The sequence below is a fragment of the Enterobacter sp. ECC-219 genome, assembly GCF_043966805.1.
Classification (GTDB): Bacteria; Pseudomonadota; Gammaproteobacteria; order Enterobacterales; family Enterobacteriaceae; genus Enterobacter; species Enterobacter cloacae_N.
Genome location: NZ_CP143680.1, coordinates 3,994,394 through 4,019,987, shown reverse-complemented (window position 1 = coordinate 4,019,987; position 25,594 = coordinate 3,994,394). Strand labels below are relative to the sequence as shown.

Here is a 25,594-nt window from a genome sequence, read left to right as displayed (position 1 = left end):
AGAGGGGTTTTGTATTACCTAGCCAGAACTTCCTGCGCGGTGCGCTCAACCAGCGACAGCAGGATTTTGATATCCTCCAGCGTCACGGTTGGGTTCAGCAGGGTCAGCTTCAGGCAGGTGATGCCGTTATGTTCGGTCACACCAACGTTTGCACGGCCGGATTCCAGCAGCGCATCACCAATTTTCTGGTTCAGCAGGGCGATGCCCGCGTCGTCCGTCTGCACCTGTCCGCGGAAGCGGAACAGCACACTTGCCAGCTGCGGCTGCATAACCAGTTCCAGAGCAGGCTGCTCCTTCACGTAGGCCGCAACCTGCTGTGCCAGCGTCACGCCGTGATCGATGATTGCCGCGTATTGCTCCTGACCCAGCGCCTCCAGACTCATCCACAGCTTCAGCGCATCGAAACGACGAGTGGTCTGCAGGGATTTGGACACCAGGTTAGGCACGCCCGCTTCTTCGTCGAACTCGGAGTTCAGGTATGCCGCCTGATAGCGCATCAGCTCATAGTGACGCGCTTCTTTCAGCAGGAACGCGCCGCAGCTGATGGTCTGGAAGAACTGCTTGTGGAAGTCCAGCGTTACGGAATCCACCAGCTCGATGCCGTCCAGATAGTGACGATACTGCTCAGACATCAGCAGCGCGCCGCCCCAGGCCGCATCAACGTGTACCCAGATGTTTTGCTTCGCCGCCAGTTCAGCGATCGCGCGCAGTGGGTCGATCGCACCGGCATCGGTGGTACCCGCCGTTGCGACAATCGCCAGAATCTGTTCGCCGTTCGCGTTGCACTGCTCGATTTTCGCCGCCAGATCGGTCAGATCCATGCGGGAGAATTCATCCGTTTTCACCTGCACCACGGACTGGTAGCCCAGACCCATCAGCGCCATGTTTTTCTGTACGGAGAAGTGCGCGTTTTCGGAGCACAGTACGCGGATCTTGCGCAGATCGCCCACCAGGCCGTCCTGCTGTACGGAGTGCCCCTGACGTGCGAAGAACGCGTCGCGGGCCAGCATCAGGCCCATCAGGTTGCTCTGGGTACCGCCGCTGGTGAAGACACCCGCGTCGCCAGCCTGATAACCCACGCGGGTACGCAGCCATTCGATCAGTTTGATCTCAATAATGGTTGCGGACGGGCTTTGATCCCAGGAGTCCATACTCTGGTTAGTGGCGTTGATCAGCACTTCCGCCGCCTGGCTTACCACCAGGCTTGGGCAGTGCAGGTGCGCCACACACTGCGGGTGATGGACGGACAAGCTGTCTTTCAGGAAGAACTCAACGGCGCGTTCAATCGCCGCTTCGTTGCCCAGCCCTTTCGGGTTGAAATCCAGCTTAATACGGTCGCGCAGCTCCGCGACCGTTTTGCCCTGGTACATCTCAGGCTGTTTCAGCCACTGCATCACAGCCTGAGTGCTTTGTTCAATCGCCTGCTGGTAAGCTTCAATGCTCTGCGCAGAGGAGAACAAAATTGGGTTTGAATCAGACATCGTAATCAACTACTCCGGTTACGCCGGGCGAACGCCCGCAGCAAGCAGTGCCTGCTCGAATTTATCCAGGAAGATTTTCAGCTCTTCGTCGCTGATCAGCAAAGAAGGCAGCAGACGCAGAACGATACCGTTACGGCCGCCACGCTCAAGAATCAGACCGGCTTCGAAGCACTTCTTCTGGATTAGCGCAGACAGCTCGCCGTCGCCAGGGAAGCAGCCCATGTGGTCAGCGGCTTCGTGTGGCTTAACGATCTCGATACCGATCATCATGCCCAGACCGCGCACGTGACCGATGACCGGATAACGTTTCGCCATCTCTTTCAGCTGGCCTTTCAGCCATTCGCCCTGTGCAGCCACTTTGCCTGCGATGTTCTGGTCTTTCAGGATTTTCAGCGTCGTCAGACCGGTTGCCATCGCCAACTGGTTGCCACGGAAGGTACCGGTGTGGTGACCTGGCGCCCATGCGTCGAACTGCTTTTTGATACCGAGCACGGCCAGCGGCAGACCGCCACCCACTGCTTTAGACATCACGATGATGTCTGGCTCGATGCCCGCGTGTTCGAAGGCGAAGAATTTACCGGTACGGGCAAAGCCTGCCTGAACTTCATCGAGGATCAGCAGAATGCCGTGTTCCTGAGTCACTTTACGGATGCGCTGCAGCCACTCAGCCGGAGCCGGGTTCACGCCGCCTTCACCCTGAACGGCTTCCAGAATCACCGCAGCAGGTTTACGCACGCCGCTTTCGACGTCGTTAATCAGGTTGTCGAAGTAGTAAGTCAGCGCTTTCACGCCCGCTTCACCACCGATACCCAGCGGGCAACGGTACTCGTGCGGGTAAGGCATGAACTGCACTTCTGGCATCATACCGTCAACCGCTTCTTTCGGTGACAGGTTGCCGGTCACGGACAGTGCGCCGTGGGTCATACCGTGGTAACCACCAGAGAAGCTGATGATACCGCTACGACCGGTTACTTTTTTCGCCAGCTTCAGCGCCGCTTCAACGGCGTCGGCACCGGATGGACCGGTGAACTGCAGGCAGTACTCTTTGCCCTGACCTGGCAGCAGAGAGAGCAGGTATTCAGAAAACGCGTCTTTCAGAGGCGTAGTCAGATCCAGAGTGTGTAACGGCAAGCCGCTGGTAATGACATTTTGGATGCTTTTCAGCACATCAGGATGGTTATGGCCAAGCGCAAGGGTCCCTGCGCCTGCTAAACAGTCAAGGTATTCTTTATTATCTGCATCGGTGATCCACACGCCTTCTGCTTTAGTGATGGCTAAAGGCAGTTTGCGCGGATAACTCCTGACGTTAGATTCAAACTCGGCCTGACGGGCCAGATAGGTTTCGTTGCTTTTGTGGGCATCTACGGTGTCAATACGGACTTTATCCGTCATCATATCACTCCTACAACCGCCGCTTCGCTATGAGCAACGATTGAATAAAAAGTTAAAAAACAGATGGGGGCCTGAAAAAAACGCCGCCAATATAGAGCCTTTTGCCACGGGGCTCAATGGTTAATTTGTTTACTGTTTTGTGACAGAAGGCACAGGCGAGGAAATATCCCCTTTTTCAAAAGGAGGATTGCACTTTATAACCAATAAAAACATTGTGTTACGTTGTATTTGTCTGGAGTGTAAAGGCATGGAAAAGAGTGTGACAAATCGTGCCATCGGCGGAGATAAAAAAGAGGATAGCCGCCTTTTTACCCCCTTATTTCTGCGTCGTCAGCGAAAAGCGGCGATCACACGGCATGCATAATGGAATCACGCTTTAAAAAAGGACTTTCAACGCGCGTCGTTTCCCGATGTTGTTCACCGTTAATAATGTGCAGAGCGCTCAGGCGACCAATTTCGTAGTGGGGCAACTGAACCGTTGAAAGAGGGGGCAAAAATAGCTCGCCAATGCCCACCATATTGTCATAGCCGAGAACCGCGACATCTTCAGGGATGCGAAGCCCTTGCGCCAGCAGCGTCTGGTATACCATAAACGCGATACGATCGTTACCGCAGATAACGGAGTCAAACCGGGGGATGCCATTCTGGATGCGCGCCAGCAATGCGGACGGAATATCACGATAATGCTCATCCCCGAGCGCCATATACTCATGTTCCAGACTGTCCGGGTCGATCCCGGCTTCACGGCAGGCGCGTTCCAGCCCCTGGCGGCGTCGGGTTGTGGCCAGATGACCCGCGGGTAAATGCAGGCAAAGAGGCCGTCTGTAGCCCTCCGCCAGTAACTTCCTGACGGCAGAGTACTGCCCCTGTTCATCATCCGGGATATAGCTGGCGACCTTTTCATCGACGCTTTCGCAGTTGGCCAGCACGCAGGGAAGGGTAAGCAGCTTGGCGGGAAGCGGAACCTGACGTAACCCCATCGTGGTGTAGATAATCCCGTCAGGCCGGTGGGAGAGGAGAAGGTCGACGATGGTATCCGGGTTGTCATCGGTAAACATATTCATCACGAAGCTGTTCCAGCCGTGCATTCGGGCCGTCTCTTCAATGGACAGCGTTATCTCCACCGAGAAAGGTGTCGTCACCGTATCAAGCGCCAGCACGCCGATGGTTTTAGGCGATGCATGCGCACCGCGTATTTTCTTGGCGGACAGATCGGGAACGTAGCTGGTCTGCTCGATAGCCAACTGAACGCGCGCCAGCGTTTCCGGTTTAAGGCGTTCCGGGCTGTTAAGCGCGCGGGAAACCGTCATCAGCGATACGTTAGCCAGCTTTGCGACATCCTTCAGGGAAGCCATTTTCTTACTCCGTTAATGCTCTGTGTTAGAGGGTATACAACTAAGTCGCTGATGTAAAAGGAAGGCTGATGCCCGGCTCAGGTCATGCTTACCTCAGTGATGAATATTTGATCGCGATCTCATTCCCTTAATGTTAACGTTAACTTTCGTGATTAACATCTTAAATCTTAACTAAACAGCATGAGAAAGAACCAATGTTAACGTTACCATCCAGGCATTCCTCCAACATGAGAATGCCATGATGAAAACGCATCACTCTCACAGCTACCCTTTACTAAGCGCATTACTGTTTTTCTTTTTTGTCACATGGTCATCTTCCGGCTCGTTGCTCTCGATCTGGCTTCATCAGGAAGTGGGCTTAAAAGCGGGGGACACCGGCGTTATCTATGCTGTGCTTTCCGTCTCCGCGCTGTGTGCGCAAATTTGTTATGGATTTATTCAGGACAAGCTCGGTTTGCGAAAAAATCTGCTCTGGTTTCTGACCTGCCTGCTCATTCTTTCCGGCCCGGCCTTTTTGCTGTTTGGTTACCTGCTGCAGATTAACGTGTTACTCGGCAGCATTTTCGGCGGGATTTTCATCGGCCTGACGTTTAACGGCGGGATAGGTGTGCTGGAATCCTATACTGAACGCGTGGCCCGCCAGAGCCAGTTTGAGTTCGGCAAGGCGAGAATGTGGGGATCGCTTGGCTGGGCGGTGGCAACCTTTTTTGCGGGGCTCCTGTTTAACATCAATCCGAAGCTGAATTTCGCTGTCGCGAGCTGCGCCGGGCTGGTGTTTTTTGTTTTGCTGGCACGTCTCAGGGTCTCTTCTGCACCGCACGCCATGCAGGAAGCGGTGTCCGGTGGCAAGGTGACGCTGGAAGATGCATTGCGCCTGCTGACGCAGCCTCGTTTCTGGGCGCTGGTATTTTTCGTTATCGGCACCTGTATTTATGGCGTTTATGACCAGCAGTTCCCGGTCTATTTCTCCTCCCAGTTCCCGACGTTGCAGGAAGGGAATGCCATGTACGGCTATCTCAACTCCTTCCAGGTTTTCCTTGAGGCGGCGGGCATGTTTTGCGCCCCGTGGCTGGTGAACCGCCTCGGCGCGAAAAACGGCCTGATTTTCGCGGGAATGGTGATGGCAATGCGTATGGTGGGATCGGGTCTGGTTGAGGGGCCGGTGCTCATCTCCATTACCAAGCTGCTGCATGCGGTTGAACTGCCCGTATTGCTGGTTTCGGTATTTAAATACAACAGCCTGCATTTTGATAAGCGGCTCTCCTCCACCCTCTATCTGGTGGGCTTTGCCTGCACAAGCTCGGTGATTGCTTCTGTCCTGTCGCCGCTGGCAGGTTACAGCTATGAGAAATACGGCTTTGCCCAATCCTATATCATTATGGGCCTGTTGGTTTTCAGCACCACGCTGATCTCTATTTTTCTGTTGCGCTCAGGTAAGTCCTCCTCTGACCCGCTCATGCCGCAACCCTCTACTATCTGACTAAAAGAGTAAACAAATGACGTATTCCATCGCCAAAGCTGAACAGGAATTGCAGGCCAGACAAGGCAGTCTTAACCTGCGCTGGTATCCGCGTTACCACCTCGCCGCGCGTGCCGGCTGGATGAACGATCCGAATGGTCTGGTGTGGTTTGACGGCTGGTATCACGCCTTTTACCAGCATCATCCGTACTCAACCCAGTGGGGGCCGATGCACTGGGGCCATGCGCGCAGCAAGGATTTAGTTCACTGGGAACACCTTCCGGTGGCACTGGCACCGGAAGGGCCAGAAGACAAAGACGGCTGTTTTTCCGGGTCGGCGGTGGTGGATGGCGATACGCTGGCGCTGATTTACACCGGACATAAATTCCACGGCGATCCTGATGATGAGGCTAATCTCTACCAGGTGCAGTGCCTGGCCACCAGCCGTGATGGCGTCCATTTTGCCCGGAAGGGAACGATCGTTGATACGCCGCCTGGCCTGCATCACTTCCGCGATCCGAAAGTGTGGCGCGAAGGGGAGTACTGGTACATGGTGGTTGGCGCACGGGAGGGTGATACGGGCCAGGTGCGCGTATACCGTTCTGCCGACCTGCGCGAGTGGCTGGATATGGGAGTGATTGCGGTAGCCGAAAAAGAGATGGGGTATATGTGGGAATGCCCGGACTTTTTCACCCTCAATGGTAAACGGGTGCTGATGTTTTCACCTCAGGGGCTGGCGGCAGACGGATTCAAAAATCGTAATCTCTTCCAGAGCGGCTACCTGCTTGGCGAGTGGCAGCCCGGTCAACCTTTCGTGCGTGAAGGAGAATTTGAGGAGATGGACCACGGGCATGATTTCTATGCACCACAAAGTTTCCTGACGCCCGACGGTCGTCGTATTGTTATCGCCTGGCTGGACATGTGGGAATCGCCCCTGCCGGAACAGCAGGATGGTTGGGCGGGCATGCTCTCTTTACCGCGTGAAATGACGCTCAGTGCAGATAATCGTCTGCAAATGCGGCCGGCCAGAGAAGTGGAAAGCCTGCGCGGGGCATGGTTCCCCTGGCCGGTAAGTTCGCTTAATAATCAGCAGATCGCTCAGGTGGAAAGGTGCGACGCGATGGAGGTCATTCTGCAGTGGGATTGCGCCAACAGCAGCGCGGAGCAGTACGGCCTTCGCCTTGGCGACGGATTACGCGTCTACGTCGATGCGCAGGTGCAGCGTCTGGTGCTTGAACGCCATTATCCGGAGTATGGCTTGTGCGGTACCCGAAGCGTCGCGCTTAACCTGAACGAAGCGCTCAACCTGCGCCTGTTCTTTGACTGCTCGTCGGTAGAGGTGTTTGTTAACGAGGGGGAGGCGTGCCTGAGCAGCCGCATTTACCCTTGCGAAGGGGCGCGCGAGTTGGCGTTGTTTGCCTGGACGGGGACGGCATCGCTCATTGAGGCCGGGGCGTGGCAACTAGAGTAAATGGGTTACGTCAGAAAAATCCAGTAATGTCAGCAAATAATAAAGGCGACTGATGTCGCCTTTAGTTTTATTTAATCTTTCTGGCGTAGCCCTGGAACTGTCCATCTTTACTCACCGCTAATTTGCCCTTAGCAGGATAGTAAATAAAGGTGTATAACCCTTGCGAATAGACCTTTGCCTGAGGCTCGTTTTCATCCAGCGCGCCCAATACGCCGTCAACATCCAATATCTCTCCTTTAATGGTGATCTTCATCCCTTCCCATTTAAAGGCGTGAGTCGCTTTAGCTGCCTGAGCATGTTGTTTCGCGTCTTTCTTAGCCCAGAGACCCGTACCCGCAGCGGCATCACGCGCGTTCGCCCATGCTGCATTTTGTGCGGATTCATTGTAGGCATTCTGGCGGTTTTGCTCAGCCAGGTAGCAGGTATCTTTGCTGATCCCCTGGCGCTCGCAATCGGCCATGCGCTGAGCAGATGAAGTACACGCAGAAAGCAGGATGGCAGCACCAGCTATTAATACCGCCAGGAGTGACTTTTTCATTTCAAAAATACCTTAATACGATAGAAGGATGTTTAATAACCGCAAATATAATAAGCCTGATACATAATACCTAACCATGCGCCAACGATAATAAGCATCAGGTACAATATTACAGAGATAGCAATGTATTTTGTCATGCTGCTTATTTATTAAAAACCGATCCCTACGCCGACTGAAGCACCCATGTTATTTGCGGTATCATCAGAGAAGCTCACTTTACCAATCATATGTTCGTTAAAGTTAACAGACGCCCCAACCGCTAAAGCGCTTTCACCGTTGTACGTCGCACCGCCAGCCGAGAACATCACGCGCTGATTCGTTTGCACCTGTGGTAAACCGGCCATCGCCATCGCGCCGCTGATACCTGCGTTTGCTTCCTTCTTATTATTATCGACTTCCTCACGCAGCGATTTAAATTGCTGGTTAGTGTTATTATTCAGTGCCTGTAATGTCTGTTTGGTCGCCAGCAGCTCCTGAGCCTCGGCCGTAACCGCCTGGCTATTAGTAGCGACTTTAGCCTGTGTTGCCGTGTCTACCTGCGTGCGTGTCACGGTGGTCATCACGCCATTTTTTCCATCTTTGCCGTCCTGACCGTCTTTACCATTCGCTCCGTCACGTCCGTTAATTCCGGCAACGCCCTGTGCACCTGTCGCGCCGGTATCGCCTTTATCACCCTTAGCGCCGTCCTGACCGTCTTTACCATTCGCTCCGTCACGTCCGTTAATCCCGGCAACGCCTTGTGCGCCTGTCGCGCCGGTATCGCCTTTATCACCCTTAGCGCCGTCTTTTCCATCAACGCCGTTAGTTGGTTTTGGTGCATTCTCAAGAGCTAACAGGCGGCCATCTTGCAAGGTGTTAATAGTTTCAATATTAGTAATTGCAGCTCCGTTAGTCAGCACGCCCTGTAACGCCGCATCACCTTTTTTATTAGCGGTGTCAGCAAGAGCGCCTGCTAATTTAGCTTCCTGATCGACACCAGAAACAGAAGTCTGAAGAGAGGAAATATCATTGGCGTTAGTGTTGATATTATTTTTACTTACGTTGATCTCGTCTTGCATGCGATCGCGATCGCCTTGTAAGTTATAGATTTGCCCGTCTTGCGTTACATTTTCAGCTTTCATGTTATCCAGATTATAAGCGGTATTATTAGTTCCGTGAATCTGGATAAAAGTACCTGAATTGAATACGTTATCGTTAAGGTTAACGTTTACATCAGCTGCTTGAGTTACATTCATAGAGCCAGTAAAAATAACACCAAATACAAAAGCAGCAACGGCATTTTTAACAACTTTCATTTGAAAAGCACTCATCATTTAAAAAGTCAAAATGGGTAAGGCTAGCTATCCTGGCGTGTTGATGTAACGTCTGGTTACGCCTGATTAGAAATAACGGGATTACGTAGAATTTTGAATAAATCACTTAATTCGTAACGTGCAGTAACTATCAATTAATGCGAGCTTTTGGATATTGATCTAAATCATAAATGGCATGAATAGCTAAAGTGGATTTGTAAGGGGTGATGCAAAATATCTCAATGTTTACATTAACTTATAAGGCGTTCAGTCAAATGCGCGTTTCACGTTAAGCCCTTGATTGAGAGGCTAAATGTTTAGCAGGGTTAAACGGTTTGAAACTCACTTTTTATTTCGTTCGAAATAAGAATTAATGATTAATGAAACATAAAATAGACTGACTGAAAGCGAAAAAATTTTATCCTGGTAAAGCTCTTTCTTAACCGCTAAAAAAGAGGGGTGTTTTTTGAATGTAATGAAAATGTTATAGAGAATAGTGTTGATTCAAAGGAGTGGAATGATAGCCCTGTAATTATCGCGTATGCTGTCGCTCCGCTTGTCCTCTTACCACTAACGGCACTTATTGGCTTCAATTGTCTAAACTCTGTGAGTTGCACATTTTCAGTACACTGGATAATCTGAAATACAGTGCTTACACCGAATCTTAACTATCAGAGAGCAGAAGCAATGCATATCACAGTTACATCACAGAACGTGGACACGCATAAGAAAAATATCCGGCGTGATGATCTCAAGGGGCTAACTTGCTTTATGCAAATGGCAAATAGTGTACGCGTTACTGCATCCCAAGATCATCAAGCCATAGTACAAGGCGTTTTAGGGAAGCCCGATAGTGATAATCACCATCAGTTACCATCTTATTGGACATGGAATGATGTGGATGCTGTGAAACTTGTTGAGGTGCTTTACGCAGTCGCTAACGCATAGGCCATCCCGCCTTGAACAAGAGCCGAGCGTAACAATTCTTTGAATGCAACACAGCAAATAACGAGAAGGTGGCTGTATGTTTGATGGCCTTACAGAGTCTTGGTTTATTAGCAAAGTTGAAACCGTTATTCAAACAGAAATCAATAACCTACCTGTCTTGATTACTGCCCGAAGTGATGGTGTGGCCCACGCTGTTGTTATGCATCAATACCGAACAGATTCATTTCCATTTTCTAAGACTGACGGGAAGCGACTAAATCCGAATGTTGTAGCGGTACAGGCGATTTTGACGTTTGTTAACACATACAGAAGACAGGGGCAGATTATCGTTAACGGTGAGGATTGTTTAGGTTTATTGAAAATACTTTGCCTTAACTTCTTGCAAAGATTGGAGGCTACTGAAATTGGGATGCGTGAGCTAACCTTCATTGAGATGTTTTCGAGGCCATTGTTTCGCAAGGTCTTTCCTGAACTTTGCACTGAATAAGAAAGGGGCGTTGTGCCCCTTCGTATTACCCTATCAAAGCCTTTAACAATATCATAAGCAAATATAGTTGGCTTTTTTTAAGAGCTGGCAATACAAGAGAAAATGTGATGAAAATATTAGCTTTACTTATTTGTTTTATAAGTTCTTTGGCATTTGCTGATGAGACAGGAGGTACTCAAAAAACGAAGATTGTGATCCCACCTGACTTCTTGAAGGAATTCATCACCATAACAAGTGTGAAAATTTCAACTCTTGATGGTTATGTTCCTGAGTTGGGATTGAATAAGAAACTTCCGGCACAGCGTATTGATACGCTGAATTACACGGTGAGAGTGGATTCCACTGATGAAAAATTCATCAGTGATGTAGCTAAAGACGAGCACGGCATAAAAGGGATACTGATTTGTAATAACCCATCAATAAGACCACTGATTATGAGTAAGAATGCTGTTGTTCTTGTATCCGTTGAGAACAAGGAAGGGGAGCCTATGTTTGTTACGCTCTATGACAGTAAAAGCTGCAAGTAAAAATAGTACGCTTGCGCAAGAACTGGTGATCAGCTTTCTCCATTTTCAATCATTACTCTTTTTCGAATGTAATGGTGTAGCGGCATTGCTGCGATGGTCTCACCAGGCTTTCATGTCGAGATTAGCTTAGGATGTACATCCTAAGCCAAATATAGAATATCTCTCTGTGAAATTTCATTGAATATTAAGGTTCATACTCTGGATCGTTAAGAATAGAATTTAAATAATCTTTAAAACGAACCTGAATCATCTTACGAGCATCGGTCAGATTAACCCCGGCAGGATCAAATGTTTCTAACACCTCTTCAAGAATATTTATACACTGCTCATAAGTCCATTCACTCTTGGCTTGATTCATATAAAGTATGTAAAATATCTTTTGCTCAATTTTTTGGATGCTTTCATCAGAGAACGAATATGCTTTCTTTATTTCGAAATAACGTTCGATTATTTCAGGAGCATGTGACAAGTCAAAATTTTTCTCATCAAAAATATCATCGTAGTATTTTCCAAAAATATGTTGCTTTTGGTTTGACGACTTTTCAGGGAATCCTTGAATAGCAAATAAGATCTGACCAAACTGCTCCATACTAATTTTGTAACGATAGTTCTTTTTGTCATCCATCCCCGTATCACCATTCTTTCGAGAATAGATGATGTCATGTTCATCCAATAACTGCTCAAGCTGTATTTGTAGCGTGCTAAGAGATTTTAAATCGACGTTAGATATTGAATTTTGACTATTTGTGTATTCTGCGATTTTATTGGCAGTATCACCACTTGCAGCATTAAATATCCTTACGAGGATTTCACTTTTTGAAAGATAATCAGTGATATGTGACTTTTCAGTAGCATTAAAATCATGGAGAGTTCGAAGGGTTTGACCACCGTTTAACACCTGAATACCTGTAAGGCTTATTCTTACTTTCCTATTTCCATTCACTGGGTGGGCTTTTATATCGTCAGCAATAACAGTTAATCCATTGTTATACATGAAAAATTTTCCTGGGTCTTCGCGTAAGGTTTTAGCGATTGCAGCATTATAGCGAGAGCGTTGCACCAACCCTCTAACGTTATCAAAAAGAACTCCAAAATCTATTTTCTGCTCAGCCAATTCGTCGATATTTTCACAGTTATGATCAAGACGCAAGTCGGCGTTGCGGCATGTCATTCTTATAACATCCGCAGCGTTCAGTCTAACAACATAGGATTTTGATGTTGATATAGAACTTTCTGAATAAGACATCAAAGCATCATTATCGATTATCAATTCTGCATTGATAGGAGCTGGTCGTATGGACATCATACTGGTTATGTGCGGAAGACACACCGACACAACTTCCATGTCATAAAAATTTTTCAACTGCTGTATTGCACTTTCATCATGTTCAATCGGAAACGCTTCATTACTAATCATATATAATGAAAGTTTCCATACATCATTACCATTGAGTAATTCATTTATGGTGTGAACATAATTTTTCAATTTTCCTTCCAAACCATCTAAACTATCATTCATAATACAGTTTACAAGTTTAGTAGAAACAAACGCCTCGTTAAAACTTTGTTTTTGCTCAGCTTTGAAATTTTCACGGAATTTGAAATTGAATAGTTTTATCTCCTTATTCTCCTCATCCATGAAAATAGCATCAATACCATGGTCATCGTAACGACTGCCGATTAAGTAAGAATTGAATTCTGTATCCGTAATGTAATCGCTAATTTTATCAATATCTTTTTCATTACAAAGCGATTCAAGCATGAAAAGATAAAAGCCGAATCTTTGTTGCAATTTAACTTCATGGATAGACTGATTAAATTCATTCGTTTTACTGAACAGATCAAAATATTTTTGGCATTTGATATTAAGAAGTTTGAAATCGTTAATACTGACATGAGACATTTGCAAATTCCTTAGGCGAGTATGCTGTACCTATTATGCCTCATGAAGATGTCTTATGCTTGTGATCCATGCTCTATAACGAGCATTCTGAACAATTAGTTTCCTCTATTAGTGATTGTTAACTAACGCGATGAGCCACTTTAAAAGAGGAAAAGAGGGATATGGCCTCCATTGGCAGCCACTTGACGATCTGCTCTAACCGCCCCATTGCTTAAACCATCGAGCAACCTCATTTGATGCCACATGTCCTGGGATTTTATCTCGCCCAAATATCACAACATTATCACTGCGCAGTTAAGGATTTGCGTGGCCATTAATGAGAATGATTCTTGATATGTAAGTTTTAACTATTCAGTCTCACTTGGGTATACCCGCTTGTGATTGACGTGAAGGCCCTCCCGACGCAACAGCTGCCAGATGCGGCGGTAGCCAAAACGCCTGCGCTCTAGTGCCAGCTCAGTGATGCGCCCTGATAAATGCGCATCAGCTGCCGGACGCTGAGCCTCATAGCGGCAGGTCGAAAGGGACAAACCTGTAAGCCTGCAGGCACGACGTTGCGACAGACCGGTCGCATCACACATAAACTCAACGACTTCCCGCTTCTGGCCTGTCGTCAGTACTTTCGCCCCAGAGCCACCTGAAGTGCCTCCTTATCCAGCATGGCTTCGGCAAGTAGCTTCCTGAGGCGGGCGTTCTCCTCTTCAAGAGATTTGAGCCGCTTCACCTCAGGAACTTCCATGCCACCAAACTTTTTGCGCCAGGTGTAGAAAGTGGCGTCGGAAAGGGCGTGCTTACGGCAGAGCTCACGGGCAGAAACTCCGGCTTCCGCTTCGCGAAGAATACTGATGATCTGTTCGTCGGAAAAACGCTTCTTCATGAGGATGTCCTCATGTGGCTTATGAAGACATTACTAACATCGGGGTATATTAATCAACGGGGAGCAGGTCAAACAGTGACAATCTTAAGAAAGTGCTATACGTGGCTCTCGACGGCGGTGGCGTAATGCATACCGAGTGTGATTCTTCATACAGCTTCTTTGCGTACACTTTTAATCAGATACTGAAGGCCGCAACGTGGGCAAAAAGTTTCACTGTGCTTGGCGCTGGTGTAAATCGCAGCGGGTTTGTCTGGATGGCAGAGAACGTCGCTCAGAAGGCGGTTCAGGAAGCGGGTGAACACCTTCAGCCTGATCCCGAGAGACGTAAGCATAAAAAAGTGCCTATCAAGATCGTGGTTGTTCTCTCGGAAGATATCAATAGAGCGGGGCAGTCAGAACTCGCAAATGTCTTTAATAATCATCTGAACGAGATTCGGCAGACTGTTGGCAAGGAATTTATCTTCGCCACTAACAGGGATAAAACCATCTGCGACTTCCAGACCATCGGACTCACTGAGCTTGGTGATCGCATGGGAGGGGAAGCAGTCTCGATGTCGAGCTACTGAATGAACAACTACCAAGGTGTTCATTGTGCCGTGTTCCTCGGATGTGCAAATTTGGGCGATAAAGACCGTAAGCGATGGGCAGACTATTGCGAACGTATCGGTTGGGATTTTGAAACGGTGATGGAGAAGAAGCGCCAGGCAATGTATTTTGAACGGTGCTACCAATTTCTTAGCCGAACATCCATTCGCAACACTGATACCGATCACCCTCTGGTGTTTGTCGTTCCCGACATGGCGGCAGCGGAATACCTCAAAACCTATTACTTCCCTGGCTCAACCATCGTATGCCTTGGAATCAAGAAAGCTGGAAAGCAGCAGGAAACGCGTTTGAAGATGCTGGAACATAAGGCTCAAGGGCTAACACCGAAGGAAACGGCTGAAGCGATGGGTGTGTCTCTGAGAACAGTTCGAAGCTACTGGAACCAAGAGGTTTGCTTATGATCACCGCACTTTATTGGTATCTGCTATTCCTGTTTATCTGGGATGTAATCCGCACCTTTGAACGACGTAGAAAAACAGAACGCAAAACTGAATCTCGGAATCCATGAGGTTTGGGTTATATCACAAAGGAGCTTAACGGCCCCTTTTTTCGTTTCTTTGGTGGGGTACAAACTGAGGTACAAGCTGGGGTACAGCGTGAAGAAGCGATAACCGGAAGGGCGGGCTTGCAACAGCAAGTAACTTCCCCTAATCTGGCAAAAAGTAAGTCAATTCTTACCAAATGACTCGGGGTGCCCTTCTTTGTGAAGGCTGAGAAATACCCGTATTACCTGATCTGGATAATGCCAGCGTAGGGAAGTCAGATGCCTTCCCGGTCATCGCTTCTTCACGCAAGGCAGGAGCGAACCCATGCAGCCTGACCTGCTCGATTTACACGTTTTACACCACTTCCGCACCCGTTGTCCGCTTACCCATTGTATGACCAACGATGTCGTACAGACCTTTACGGCCAACGTTTTGCTGGCACTTGGCGCATCCCCTGCAATGGTGGTTGAGGCCGAAGAGGCTGAACAGTTCGCCGCCGTCGCTGACGCGCTGCTGGTTAACGTCGGGACGCTGACTGCGCCGCGCGCGCAGGCGATGCGTCGGGCAATAGAAAGCGCCGTAGCGGCAGGCAAGCCCTGGACGCTGGATCCGGTTGCCGTGGGCGCCCTGACGTTCCGCACCCGTTTTTGCCATCAAATCCTTGCCCTGCAACCGGCCGCCATTCGCGGCAACGCTTCAGAAATCCTGGCTCTGGCGGGAATGAGCGCGGGCGGGCGCGGCGTCGATACAACCGACACCGCGGCCAGCGCGCTACCTGCCGCTCAGGCGCTGGCCCGGCAAACCAATGCCATCGTAGTGGTCACCGGTGAGGTGGATTACATCACTGATGGGCAACGCACCCGCACGGTTACGGGAGGTGATCCGCTGATGACCCGCGTGGTGGGAACCGGATGCGCGCTTTCTGCCGTCGTAGCGGCCAGCTGTTCGCTGCCGGGGGACAGGCTGGATAACGTTGCCGCCGCTTGCGGATGGATGAAGCGAGCCGGAACGGCAGCCGTTACGCGCTCGCGCGGGCCAGGCAGTTTTGCCGCCGCGTTCCTGGATGAACTCTACACGCTGGAGGAGCAGGCATGAAGCGGATTAACGCCCTGACCATAGCCGGCACCGATCCCAGCGGCGGCGCGGGCATCCAGGCCGATCTGAAAACCTTCTCGGCCCTTGGCGCGTACGGCTGCTCAGTGATTACCGCGCTGGTGGCACAAAACACGCGCGGCGTGCAGTCGGTCTACCGCATCGAGCCGGATTTTGTTGCCGCGCAGCTGGATTCGGTGTTCAGCGATGTGCGTATTGATACCACCAAGATCGGCATGCTGGCCGAAACGGACATTGTGGAAGCGGTGGCCGAACGGCTTAAGCGCTATCAGGTGCAAAATGTGGTGCTGGATACCGTCATGCTGGCAAAAAGCGGCGATCCGCTGCTCTCCGCCTCCGCCGTCGAGACGCTGCGCAATAAGCTGCTGCCGCAGGTGGCGCTCATCACGCCCAATCTGCCGGAAGCCGCCGCGCTGCTGGGCGCGCCGCACGCGCAAACTGAACGGGAAATGAAAGAGCAGGGCAATGCGCTGCTGGCGATGGGCTGCGGGGCGGTGCTGATGAAGGGCGGGCATCTGGATGATGCTGAAAGCCCGGACTGGCTTTTTACCCGTGACGGCGAAATGCGGTTTACCGCCCCGCGCGTGCAGACCAAAAACACCCACGGCACAGGGTGCACCCTCTCAGCCGCGCTGGCGGCGCTGCGCCCGCGGCATGACGGCTGGGCCGATACGGTACGCGAAGCGAAATCCTGGCTCTCGGCGGCGCTGGCAAAAGCCGATACTCTGGAAGTCGGTCACGGTATTGGGCCGGTTCATCATTTTCATGCGTGGTGGTAACCCAGTATACTGGCAGGAAACACCACGCCTGAGAATACAGAGATGGAACAAGCGCATACCCGGTTAATCGCTCAACTGACTGAACGGATCGCCGCGCCTGACAACACGCCGCTGTACCTGAAATTTGCCGAAACGGTAAAAAACGCGGTGCGCAGCGGGGTGCTGGAGCACGGGAACATTTTGCCCGGCGAGCGCGATCTGAGCCAGTTAACCGGCGTGTCGCGGATCACCGTGCGCAAAGCGATGCAGGCGCTGGAAGCCGAGGGGGTTGTGACGCGTGCCCGGGGTTACGGCACGCAAATTAACAACATCTTCGAATACTCGCTCAAGGCAGCGCGCGGTTTCTCTCAGCAGGTAGTGCTGCGCGGTAAAACGCCAAACACGCTGTGGGTCAATAAACGCGTGGTGAAATGCCCGGAAGAGGTGGCGGGCCACCTGTCGCTGGAGCCGAACAGCGACGTCTTTTTGCTGAAGCGTATTCGCTATGTGGATGACGATGCGGTGTCGATTGAAGAGTCCTGGGTACCGGTCGGGCTCATTCCCGATCCGGATGCGATAGGGATTTCGCTGTACGACTACTTCCGCAGTCAGAATATCTTCCCGCAGCGCACCCGTTCTCGGGTCAGCGCCCGCATGCCGGACAGCGAGTTTCAGGCGCACATTAAGATGGACGAAAAAATACCGGTGCTGGTGATCAAGCAGGTTGCGCTTGACCAGCAGCACCGGCCGATTGAGTACAGCATCAGCTACTGTCGCAGCGATCTATACGTCTTTGTGTGCGAGGAGTAATTCCTCACGCGTGGGCGCGCAATCCCCGCCGCGGTGGCTAACCACCCAGGACGCCACGGCATTTCCCAGCAAAACGGCGTCTGCCAGTGACCATCCCGCCGCCAGCCCGGCAAGCGTGCCGCCCGCGTGGCTGTCGCCTGCACCAATGGTGTCCACCACCGTGGCGGGAAACGCCGGAACAACGCCCGAGACGGCACCGTCATACCATGTAGCACCGTCTTTATCGTGGCGCACAATCAGCGCGGCGCCGAAGCGCTGCTGCCACACCTCACCCAGGTGTTCAGCCTCCACACCCAGCCTTTCAGCAGCGAGCTCCGCTTCCTGACGATTAAGCGACACGATCGGTTTACAGGCCATAATCCGCGTCATCAGCGCGTCGGGAATATCCGCGATGCGCGGGCCGAAATCGATAAGCGCCGTCACGTCCTGCAACCCTTCCAGCCAGCCCGTCAGCAGCTCGCCGCACGGCGAGGCCAGTTGGTAGCCGGAGAGATAAACCAGACTGTTTTGCGGAACGTATAGCTCGTCAAGCCAGCGCTGCTGCCACTGGTTCTCGACGCCGCTAAAGGACATAAAGGTGCGCTCGCCGTCAGGCTCCACCAGCGCCAGACACCAGCCGTTGTCGCCGGTTTCAGCCTCCACGGCGCTGCGCAGATCCTGCTTCGCCATCGCGTTGCGGATAATATCCGCCCACACGCCGTGGCCGACGGGAAGGGCGTTTTGCGCCACAATGCCGAGCCGTTTCAGGGCGATGGCGATATTCAGCGCGCAGCCGCCAATATTTACCCCCTGCTGTTTAAGCTCGATATCACACCCGCGCCAGGGCAGGGCGTAGGCGTCGGCGATGACGTCAATTACCGCCGCGCCCAGCACCGTCACCGGGCGGGTGGCGTGCAGGGTGTCGAGACGTTGGGCAAATGAATTCATACGCCCTCCCTTTGCTCCCTGAAGTGCAGCAGCTTCTCGCTGTAGTGGCCAAAATCGAGCTGGTTAACGGCGTCGAGCTCGGCCTTCAGCGCCGGGTCAATCGCCTGAACGCCGTGGAGCGCGCCGCAGATGGCTGTCGCCATCGCGCCGATGGTGTCGGTATCTCCGCCCAAATTGGCGCATAAAATCGCGCAGCGGTTCGGGTCGGTTCCCGCCAGTTCCACCATCGCAATGGCCGCCGGAACGGACTCGATGGTGCTGGTTCCTGCGCCAGTGAGCTGATAAATCTGCTCGCTGGCGGAGTCGATCCCGTTGGCTTCCCGTACGGTCTTAAGCGCCAGCTCAATGCGCGCCGCCAGCGACGCGCTGAAGGTGGTGGTTTTTACCTCCTGCGCATAGCGGGCGATCCCCGGCAGCGCATCGACGATGTTCTGCCAGCGCTCTCCGTCGATGGCGCGGGAAACCGCCCAGGCAATCACCACCGCACCGGCGATGGCAAGATCCGATTTATGTGTCGGGCTGGAGGCCAGCGCCACCTGCCCCACAAAGTGTTCCAGCCGCGTCGCCGGGAGAAGGCAGCCCAGCGGGGAGGCGCGCATCGCCGCCCCGTTAGTCACGCCGTTGTTGTCCAGCTCGCTGACCGGCTTACCGTCCCGGATCGCGTTAAGCGCGATTTTCGAGGTCGGGCCAAGCACGTTCTTATTAAACGCGTCGAAGTCGAGCGCCCAGTTCAGGATATGCTTGCCGATAACGTCCGCGTTAATCTCGCCGTCGCACTCGATGATCGCATCCGCCAGGCACAGCGCCATCGAGGTATCGTCGGTGAACTCTGCCTGCCTGAAATAGCAGGCCGCGTTATTCTCTGCCGGGCCGGGTAAAAAGCGGTCGATCCAGCCGAAGTGCGCTTTGACGCGCTTTCTCGGCCACAGCTCCGACGGCATGCCCATCGCATCCCCTAACGCCTGCCCGTAAAGGGCCCCGAGAATACGGTCTTGTTTCATTTAACTTCCCCTTGTGTCAGCGCGGTATCGCCATCAACCACCTCAATTGCGGTGATCTCTTTATCCGATTCGCGGAAAAACAGCATAAACAGCACGGCAATCACGGCAATCATGATTGCACCAAATGTCCACATTCCGGCCCAGTTGAAGGTCAGCCCATTCACCGGCTCTTTGTAGGCGAACATTTTTTCCATCATTACGCCGCCCAGGCGGTATCCCAGCAGGCTACCAAAGCCCTGGCAGCACAGCGTAATCAGGCCCTGCGCGGCGGTTCGCATATGCGCCGGCGCCTTTTTGTCCACGTAGATATACGCGGTGACGTAATAGAAGTCGTAGCTCACGCCGTGCAGCAGAATACCGAGGAACAGCAGGGCGTAGGTGAAGTACTGCTCCGCACCGCCGTAGACGAAGAACCCGTAGCGGATGGCGGCGGTAATCAGGCCCAGCAGTAAGACCTTCTTAATACCAAAGCGTTTGGTAAAGAACGGCAGGGCAAGCATAAAGAAGATTTCGGAGAACTGGCCGAGCGTCATCCAACCGGTGGCGTTTTTCATGCCCACTTCGGTGAGATAGCCGTTGGCGAAGATGTAGTAGAAAGCCAGCGGCATGGCGAACAGGAACGAGCAGAAGAAGAACACCAGGAAGTTTTTGTCGCGCAGCAGGATCAGCGCATCCAGCCCCAGCATGACTTTGAAATCCAGCTTGCCGGTACTTTTCGGCGGTGTGTTCGGCAGGAACAGGGCAAAGACGCCGAGCAGGGCGGAGCTGGCTGCCGTCATCAGCAGCGGGATATTGGTGTCGGAAATATCGTTGTAGCCCAGCATCTGCGGCAGAAACCCGCACGCCAGCCCCGAGGCGATCCAGCCGATGGTGCCCATCACGCGGATGCGCGGGAAGTCGGCCTCAACGTCATCCACGTTCGCGAAGGCGATACTGTTGGTCAGCGCGATGGTCGGCATATAGGTCAGGGAGTAAACCAGCAGCAGCGGGAAGAAGGTATTGAACTGAGTTTGCTGCGCGGCGAAGTACATCAGGATCGCGCCGGCAAACATCAGCACCGACAGCACCTTCTGCGCGGCGAAGAAGCGGTCCGTCAGCGAGCCGACCAGGATCGGGGAGAGGATCGCGGCAATCGCGGTACAGGCGTAAGACCAGCCGATTTCCCCGGCGGTAAACCCGCTTTTGCTCAGCCACAGCCACAATGGCACAAACCACGCGCCCCAGATAAACCATTCAACAAACATCATGAATGACAGTTGGACTTTCGTTTTCATTTTTTAATCCTGCATGTCAGAGAGGGTACGCCTTTAACATACCACTCAATAATACCTTTTAAATACCTTTGTGGCGATTGTTTGATCAATGTAACAGTTTTGTTGTACACGAATCGAGCCAGCAGATTGTGCTGAAAAAAAATGCAAATGGTGGAAAATCTGTTAAGTCGGTACCAGGCTTAGTCTGCCCATAAAAAATGGGACTGGATAAACACACACCGACACGACGTCGGACTTACGGGAGTATCACATGACTGATATTGCGCAGTTGCTTGGCAAAGACGCCGACAGCCTTTTACAGCATCGTTGTATGACCATTCCAGCCGACCAGCTTTACCTGCCTGGTCACGACTACGTTGATCGCGTGATGGTTGATAACAACCGTCCGCCTGCGGTTCTGAGAAACATGCAGACGCTCTATAACACCGGGCGGCTCGGCGGCACCGGGTATCTCTCTATTCTGCCGGTGGACCAGGGCGTCGAGCATTCGGCGGGGGCCTCCTTTGCGGCGAACCCGCTCTACTTCGATCCAAAGAACATTGTTGAGCTGGCGATTGAAGCGGGCTGTAACTGCGTGGCGTCCACCTACGGCGTTCTGGCTTCGGTGTCGCGTCGCTATGCCCACCGCATTCCGTTCCTCGTGAAGTTGAACCATAACGAAACCCTCAGCTACCCCACCGAATATGATCAGACCCTCTACGCCAGCGTCGAGCAGGCGTTCAACATGGGGGCGGTGGCCGTTGGGGCGACGATTTACTTCGGCTCTGAACAGTCCCGCCGCCAGATTGAAGAGATCTCCGCAGCGTTTGAGCGCGCGCACGAGCTGGGCATGGTCACCGTGCTGTGGGCCTATCTGCGTAACTCGGCGTTTAAAAAAGACGGGGTGGATTACCATGTGTCGGCCGACCTGACCGGGCAGGCGAACCACCTGGCGGCGACCATCGGCGCAGATATCGTGAAGCAGAAAATGGCTGAGAACAACGGCGGCTATAAGGCTGTGAACTTTGGCTACACCGACGATCGCGTTTACAGCAAGCTGACCAGCGATAACCCGATCGACCTGGTCCGCTACCAGCTGGCGAACTGCTACATGGGCCGTGCGGGGCTGATCAACTCCGGCGGTGCGGCGGGCGGTGATACCGACCTGTCAGACGCGGTGCGTACGGCGGTGATCAACAAACGCGCGGGCGGCATGGGGCTGATCCTTGGCCGTAAGGCGTTTAAGAAATCGATGGCCGACGGCGTGAAGCTGATCAATGCGGTTCAGGACGTCTATCTGGATAGCAAAGTCACGATTGCCTGACGCTTCCATCTCCCTCTCCCTGTGGGCTGAGTGATCCACACAAATTAATGCGAGCAGTGAACAATCCCCTCGCCCCTTTGGGGAGAGGGTTAGGGTGAGGGGGAACATACGGCTCCGGTGGTCATTCCGTTCACCTTATGTTCCTTGCTACTCTGTAAGGACATGGCCGGTGAACGTGCCAGGGCGGCTCAGTCGCCACCGCCCTGGCGACCCGGGCTCCCGGCGGTAAATCGCCGCTTCGCGGTGCCCTCAGCTTATTCCTTCAGGCTATCGGGTCGGGCATGAGCCTGCATCCCTGCAGGCCACGCCCTCTCGGCGTATCCGTGCGCCTCGCCCCGGCCTTACGGAAACGCTTCGGCGATTTACAGCCGGACCAGGGCGTCGCTGAAAGCTTTAACTCATTCTGAAACAACCTTATTGCTTTTGCTTATAAATTACTGGGGATCCCTCAGCCCTGTGGGAGAGGGTTGGGGTGAGGGCATGATCGCGCACCGTGTAAACATCAGCGCAAAAGCACACAGTCCGGCGGCAGCCGACACTGCAGCGCGCCGGGCAGCACCTCAATGCGGAACTGCGTCCCGCTCAGCGGCTCTCCGTCGAGGTTAAAGGTCATCCCGTGCGGAGCATTCACCTCAAACCACGCCGATTTCCCGGCGATGATATTCGGGCTCTCTTCCGGCTGCGTCAGCGTGGTAAACAGCGCGGGCAGCAGGCCGTCGCCGGTGAAAATACGCAGCTGTAGTTGACCGTCATTGATTAGCGCCTCCGGACAGAGCTGCTGCCCGCCGCCTGCCTGGCGGCCATTGCCAATCCCAATCACCAGCGCGTCACCCTGCCACTGAAAATCCTCGCCGAGAATTTCGCAGCGGTCCGGCTTAAGGGTGTCCATGCGCATCAGGCCGTGGATCAGGTATGATACGCCGCCCAGCGCCGCCTTCAGTTTTTCCGGCGTTTCGCTGGTGATGCGCGTGCCGAACCCGCCGGTCGCCATATTGATAAAGCAGGTTTTATCATTCACCTGGGCGATATCCACGGCGGTGGCTTTGCCGAGGATCGCCAGCTGGAGCGCCTTTTCTAAATCCTCCGGGATCCCGGCGCTGGTGGCAAAATCATTGGCAGTACCAAGGGGTAAAATGCCCATCACCGGGCGGTCTGCCGGGGGCAGGCCAATAAGCGCAGAGGCGATCTCATTGATGGTGCCGTCGCCGCCGCCGGAAATAATGGTGCTGACGCCTAACGCTAAGCCTTCGTCGATGTAGCGTGCCGCGTCGCCTTTTTCCCACGTCACTCTGACGTGGATACGCGCGCCTTCGTCACGCAGGCCAATAATCGCCTGACGCAACAGATCGTTGCCCGCACTTTTGCCATTGAGAATCAATAAACTGTCTGGATAGGTTGCCATCCGCGCTGCTCCCTTTTTTAGCGTTAGTAAGAGTGTATAGCAGAGAGGAAAAAAGCGGGTAAGAACAGGATGAAAGGAACAAAACAGGCACGAAAGCGCGTTACACTTCAGCGATGAGATTATTGTAATCACAGGAAAGTGATGATGAATAAAATTTTGGTAAGCGCTTGCCTGATGGGCTTGAGGGTCCGTTATAACGGAAGTGAAAAAGCGCGAATGAATGAGCAACTCGCTCGCTGGCACCAGGAACAACGTCTGGTTATCCACTGCCCTGAACTTGCGGCCGGGCTGCCTGTACCTCGTCCTCCGGCAGAGATTATGTCCGCTGATGGCAAAGACGTGATGCACGGACAAGCCAGAATTATTGAAAATACAGGGCAGGATGTGACTGAACATTATCAGCTTGCAGCCTGGCTCGCGCTACGCGCTGCTCAGGCGTCGGGGTGTAGCGCTGCATTGTTAACCGATGGCAGCCCAACGTGCGGCAGTGAGTTTATTTATGACGGTTCTTTTCGCGGTATACAGAAAGCCGGGAGGGGGGGTGCTGCATCGTTGCTTGCAGAGCATGGGATCGCCGTGTTCTCAGAGAGGCAAATCGACGAACTTATTGCCTGGGTTGAGGAAAGAGAAGGCAAAAAATAAGCCCGCGTAAGGGAGATTACGCAGGCTAAGGAGGTGGTTCCTGGTACAGCTAGCATTTATGGGTTATGTTTTTCAGCGGGGGGATAATACCCGTATTGAACGAAGCGGTATGTGATCCGATTCTAAGAATTATCCCAGCGCGAAAAAATTTCCCTGATTGACTATTTGCCGTGTGGGTTTCGGGTGCTTTCACCGTTGAAGTTACGCATCAGCAGCGCGAACTTCAGCTCCACCTCTTCAGGCACCGGCAGCCAGACGGTATGACCGTCGCCCGGCGCCACGTCAATCGCTTCGCCTTTACCGTTTTCCAGATGCTCCAGCGTGAAGTTCATGTTGCCCTGCGGGGTCATCAGCTCCAGGCTGTCGCCTTTGGTGAACTTGTTTTTCACCGCGACGGCCGCCAGCGCGCCTTTGCGCTCGCCGGTGAAGTCGCCGACAAACTGCTGGCGCTCGGAAACCGAGTAACCGTGCTCGTAGTTCTGGTAGTCGTCATGGGTATGACGGCGCAGGAAGCCTTCGGTATAGCCGCGGTGTGCCAGGCCTTCCAGGGTTTCCAGCAGGCTGGTATCGAACGGTTTACCGGCTGCCGCATCGTCGATGGCTTTGCGGTACACCTGCGCGGTACGCGCGCAGTAGTAATAGGATTTGGTACGGCCTTCGATCTTCAGAGAGTGCACGCCCATCTGGGTCAGACGCTCAACGTGGGCAATGGCGCGCAGATCTTTCGAGTTCATGATGTAGGTGCCGTGCTCGTCTTCAAAGGCGGTCATGTACTCGCCCGGACGTTTGGCTTCTTCAATCATAAACACGCTGTCGGTTGGCGCGCCGATGCCCAGCGTCGGCTCGACGTTGGTCACCGGAATAGGCTCGTGCTTGTGGACGATGTTTCCGATGTCGTCCTCTTTGCCTTCCTGGACGTTATATTCCCAGCGGCAGGCGTTGGTGCAGGTGCCCTGGTTCGGGTCGCGCTTGTTGATATAGCCGGAGAGCAGGCAGCGGCCGGAGTAGGCCATGCACAGCGCGCCGTGAACGAAGATCTCGATTTCCATATCCGGCACTTGGGTGCGGATCTCTTCAATCTCTTCCAGCGAAAGTTCGCGGGACAGAATGACGCGGGTCAGCCCCATCTGCTTCCAGAATTTGACCGTCGCCCAGTTGACGGCATTAGCCTGTACGGAGAGGTGAATATCCATCTCCGGGAAGTTCTCCCGAACCAGCATGATTAAACCCGGGTCCGACATGATCAGCGCGTCCGGCCCCATGTCCACCACCGGCTTCAGGTCACGGATGAACGTTTTCAGCTTGGCGTTATGCGGCGCGATGTTCACGACCACGTAGAATTTTTTGCCCAGAGCGTGCGCTTCGTTGATGCCGAGCTGCAGGTTCTCGTGGTTGAATTCGTTGTTACGCACGCGCAGCGAGTAGCGCGGCTGGCCCGCGTAAACGGCGTCGGCACCATAGGCGAAAGCGTAACGCATATTTTGCAGCGTTCCCGCCGGGGAAAGGAGTTCCGGTTTAAACATGTTTGTTCTCGTTCTGATGA

22 protein-coding genes, 1 pseudogene and 1 riboswitch are annotated in these 25,594 nt (G+C 52.8%); of the genes and pseudogenes, 11 read left to right on the top strand and 12 right to left on the bottom strand.

The genetic code is table 11. The features are described from left to right. Positions 1 to 14: 14 nt before the first annotated feature. The 3 genes from V1603_RS19095 to V1603_RS19085 all read right to left on the bottom strand — a co-directional run bounded on the left by V1603_RS19095 (position 15) and on the right by V1603_RS19085 (position 4,228). Positions 15 to 1,481, bottom strand: a complete 1,467-nt coding sequence (locus tag V1603_RS19095; RefSeq protein WP_395313102.1) for a pyridoxal phosphate-dependent decarboxylase family protein — start codon at positions 1,479 to 1,481, stop codon at positions 15 to 17. A gap of 18 nt (positions 1,482 to 1,499) precedes the next feature. Then, positions 1,500 to 2,876 (bottom strand): diaminobutyrate--2-oxoglutarate transaminase, encoded by a 1,377-nt coding sequence (locus V1603_RS19090; protein ID WP_014884533.1) that lies wholly within the window; start codon positions 2,874 to 2,876, stop codon positions 1,500 to 1,502. A 344-nt stretch (positions 2,877 to 3,220) separates the two neighbouring features. After that, the gene (locus V1603_RS19085) at positions 3,221 to 4,228 is read right to left on the bottom strand and encodes a LacI family DNA-binding transcriptional regulator (protein WP_116338745.1); all 1,008 of its coding nucleotides are present in this window, start codon (positions 4,226 to 4,228) and stop codon (positions 3,221 to 3,223) included. A 238-nt stretch (positions 4,229 to 4,466) separates the two neighbouring features. Between V1603_RS19085 and V1603_RS19080 the strand changes: the two genes are divergently transcribed. Next, positions 4,467 to 5,708: an MFS transporter gene (locus V1603_RS19080; RefSeq protein WP_395313101.1), complete on the top strand. Its 1,242-nt coding sequence runs from the start codon at positions 4,467 to 4,469 to the stop codon at positions 5,706 to 5,708. 16 nt (positions 5,709 to 5,724) lie between these two features. Continuing rightward, positions 5,725 to 7,158: a glycoside hydrolase family 32 protein gene (locus tag V1603_RS19075; RefSeq protein WP_395313100.1), complete on the top strand. Its 1,434-nt coding sequence runs from the start codon at positions 5,725 to 5,727 to the stop codon at positions 7,156 to 7,158. Positions 7,159 to 7,225: 67 nt separating this feature from the next. Here the strand turns inward: V1603_RS19075 and V1603_RS19070 are convergent, their stop codons facing one another. Together V1603_RS19070 and V1603_RS19065 are read right to left on the bottom strand one after the other, a co-directional pair. Continuing rightward, complete coding sequence (locus V1603_RS19070; RefSeq protein WP_166711769.1) at positions 7,226 to 7,696, bottom strand: hypothetical protein; 471 nt, start codon at positions 7,694 to 7,696, stop codon at positions 7,226 to 7,228. A 149-nt stretch (positions 7,697 to 7,845) separates the two neighbouring features. After that, positions 7,846 to 8,991 carry a YadA C-terminal domain-containing protein gene (locus V1603_RS19065; protein WP_279591309.1) on the bottom strand — a complete coding sequence of 382 codons (1,146 nt, stop codon included), beginning with the start codon at positions 8,989 to 8,991 and terminating at the stop codon, positions 7,846 to 7,848. Positions 8,992 to 10,012: 1,021 nt separating this feature from the next. Here V1603_RS19065 and V1603_RS19060 point away from each other — a divergent pair. Beyond that, positions 10,013 to 10,423 (top strand): hypothetical protein, encoded by a 411-nt coding sequence (locus tag V1603_RS19060; protein ID WP_320720928.1) that lies wholly within the window; start codon positions 10,013 to 10,015, stop codon positions 10,421 to 10,423. Between the two features lie 107 nt (positions 10,424 to 10,530). Further along, complete coding sequence (locus V1603_RS19055; protein ID WP_395313099.1) at positions 10,531 to 10,950, top strand: hypothetical protein; 420 nt, start codon at positions 10,531 to 10,533, stop codon at positions 10,948 to 10,950. 184 nt (positions 10,951 to 11,134) lie between these two features. Here the strand turns inward: V1603_RS19055 and V1603_RS19050 are convergent, their stop codons facing one another. Together V1603_RS19050 and V1603_RS19045 are read right to left on the bottom strand one after the other, a co-directional pair. Then, on the bottom strand, positions 11,135 to 12,853 hold the full coding sequence (locus tag V1603_RS19050) for an AIPR family protein (protein ID WP_395313098.1): 1,719 nt from the start codon (positions 12,851 to 12,853) through the stop codon (positions 11,135 to 11,137). Positions 12,854 to 13,218: 365 nt separating this feature from the next. Then, a pseudogene (locus V1603_RS19045) lies at positions 13,219 to 13,730 on the bottom strand (transposase); the annotation flags it as partial. A 101-nt stretch (positions 13,731 to 13,831) separates the two neighbouring features. On the opposite strand from V1603_RS19045, the gene V1603_RS19040 reads away from it, so the two are divergent. The 5 genes from V1603_RS19040 to V1603_RS19020 all read left to right on the top strand — a co-directional run bounded on the left by V1603_RS19040 (position 13,832) and on the right by V1603_RS19020 (position 17,502). Further along, positions 13,832 to 14,296 (top strand): hypothetical protein, encoded by a 465-nt coding sequence (locus V1603_RS19040; protein WP_395313097.1) that lies wholly within the window; start codon positions 13,832 to 13,834, stop codon positions 14,294 to 14,296. After that, positions 14,297 to 14,737: a helix-turn-helix domain-containing protein gene (locus V1603_RS19035; protein WP_320720932.1), complete on the top strand. Its 441-nt coding sequence runs from the start codon at positions 14,297 to 14,299 to the stop codon at positions 14,735 to 14,737. 276 nt (positions 14,738 to 15,013) lie between these two features. After that, a riboswitch (TPP riboswitch) is annotated at positions 15,014 to 15,110 on the top strand. A 35-nt stretch (positions 15,111 to 15,145) separates the two neighbouring features. Further along, the gene (thiM, locus tag V1603_RS19030; RefSeq protein ID WP_395313096.1) at positions 15,146 to 15,916 is read left to right on the top strand and encodes a hydroxyethylthiazole kinase; all 771 of its coding nucleotides are present in this window, start codon (positions 15,146 to 15,148) and stop codon (positions 15,914 to 15,916) included. Then, positions 15,913 to 16,713, top strand: a complete 801-nt coding sequence (gene thiD / locus V1603_RS19025) for a bifunctional hydroxymethylpyrimidine kinase/phosphomethylpyrimidine kinase (RefSeq protein ID WP_395313095.1) — start codon at positions 15,913 to 15,915, stop codon at positions 16,711 to 16,713. The genes thiM and thiD overlap by 4 nt, the downstream gene beginning before the upstream one ends. A gap of 42 nt (positions 16,714 to 16,755) precedes the next feature. After that, positions 16,756 to 17,502 (top strand): GntR family transcriptional regulator, encoded by a 747-nt coding sequence (locus tag V1603_RS19020; RefSeq protein WP_116338753.1) that lies wholly within the window; start codon positions 16,756 to 16,758, stop codon positions 17,500 to 17,502. Here the strand turns inward: V1603_RS19020 and V1603_RS19015 are convergent. The 3 genes from V1603_RS19015 to V1603_RS19005 are packed head-to-tail and all read right to left on the bottom strand — an operon-like array spanning position 17,476 to position 20,704. After that, entirely contained in the window at positions 17,476 to 18,429 is a 954-nt protein-coding gene (locus V1603_RS19015; protein ID WP_166711765.1) for a PfkB family carbohydrate kinase, read from the bottom strand. The genes V1603_RS19020 and V1603_RS19015 overlap by 27 nt on opposite strands. Then, positions 18,426 to 19,430 carry an ADP-ribosylglycohydrolase family protein gene (locus V1603_RS19010; protein WP_320720935.1) on the bottom strand — a complete coding sequence of 335 codons (1,005 nt, stop codon included), beginning with the start codon at positions 19,428 to 19,430 and terminating at the stop codon, positions 18,426 to 18,428. Before V1603_RS19010 ends, V1603_RS19015 begins: the two co-directional genes overlap by 4 nt. After that, complete coding sequence (locus V1603_RS19005) at positions 19,427 to 20,704, bottom strand: nucleoside permease (RefSeq protein WP_395313094.1); 1,278 nt, start codon at positions 20,702 to 20,704, stop codon at positions 19,427 to 19,429. The genes V1603_RS19010 and V1603_RS19005 overlap by 4 nt, the downstream gene beginning before the upstream one ends. Before the next feature lie 250 nt (positions 20,705 to 20,954). Here V1603_RS19005 and fbaB point away from each other — a divergent pair, with 250 nt between their 5' ends. Next, positions 20,955 to 22,007, top strand: coding sequence for a class I fructose-bisphosphate aldolase (fbaB, locus tag V1603_RS19000; protein WP_008500869.1), 1,053 nt, complete (start codon positions 20,955 to 20,957; stop codon positions 22,005 to 22,007). Positions 22,008 to 22,509: 502 nt separating this feature from the next. Here fbaB and yegS read toward each other — a convergent pair. Next, positions 22,510 to 23,409, bottom strand: coding sequence for a lipid kinase YegS (gene yegS, locus V1603_RS18995; RefSeq protein ID WP_395313093.1), 900 nt, complete (start codon positions 23,407 to 23,409; stop codon positions 22,510 to 22,512). A 141-nt stretch (positions 23,410 to 23,550) separates the two neighbouring features. Here yegS and V1603_RS18990 point away from each other — a divergent pair, with 141 nt between their 5' ends. Beyond that, positions 23,551 to 24,051, top strand: coding sequence for a DUF523 domain-containing protein (locus V1603_RS18990; RefSeq protein WP_395313092.1), 501 nt, complete (start codon positions 23,551 to 23,553; stop codon positions 24,049 to 24,051). Between the two features lie 161 nt (positions 24,052 to 24,212). On the opposite strand, the gene yegQ is transcribed toward V1603_RS18990, so the two are convergent. After that, positions 24,213 to 25,574, bottom strand: coding sequence for a tRNA 5-hydroxyuridine modification protein YegQ (gene yegQ / locus V1603_RS18985; RefSeq protein ID WP_032652696.1), 1,362 nt, complete (start codon positions 25,572 to 25,574; stop codon positions 24,213 to 24,215). Positions 25,575 to 25,594 lie beyond the last annotated feature (20 nt).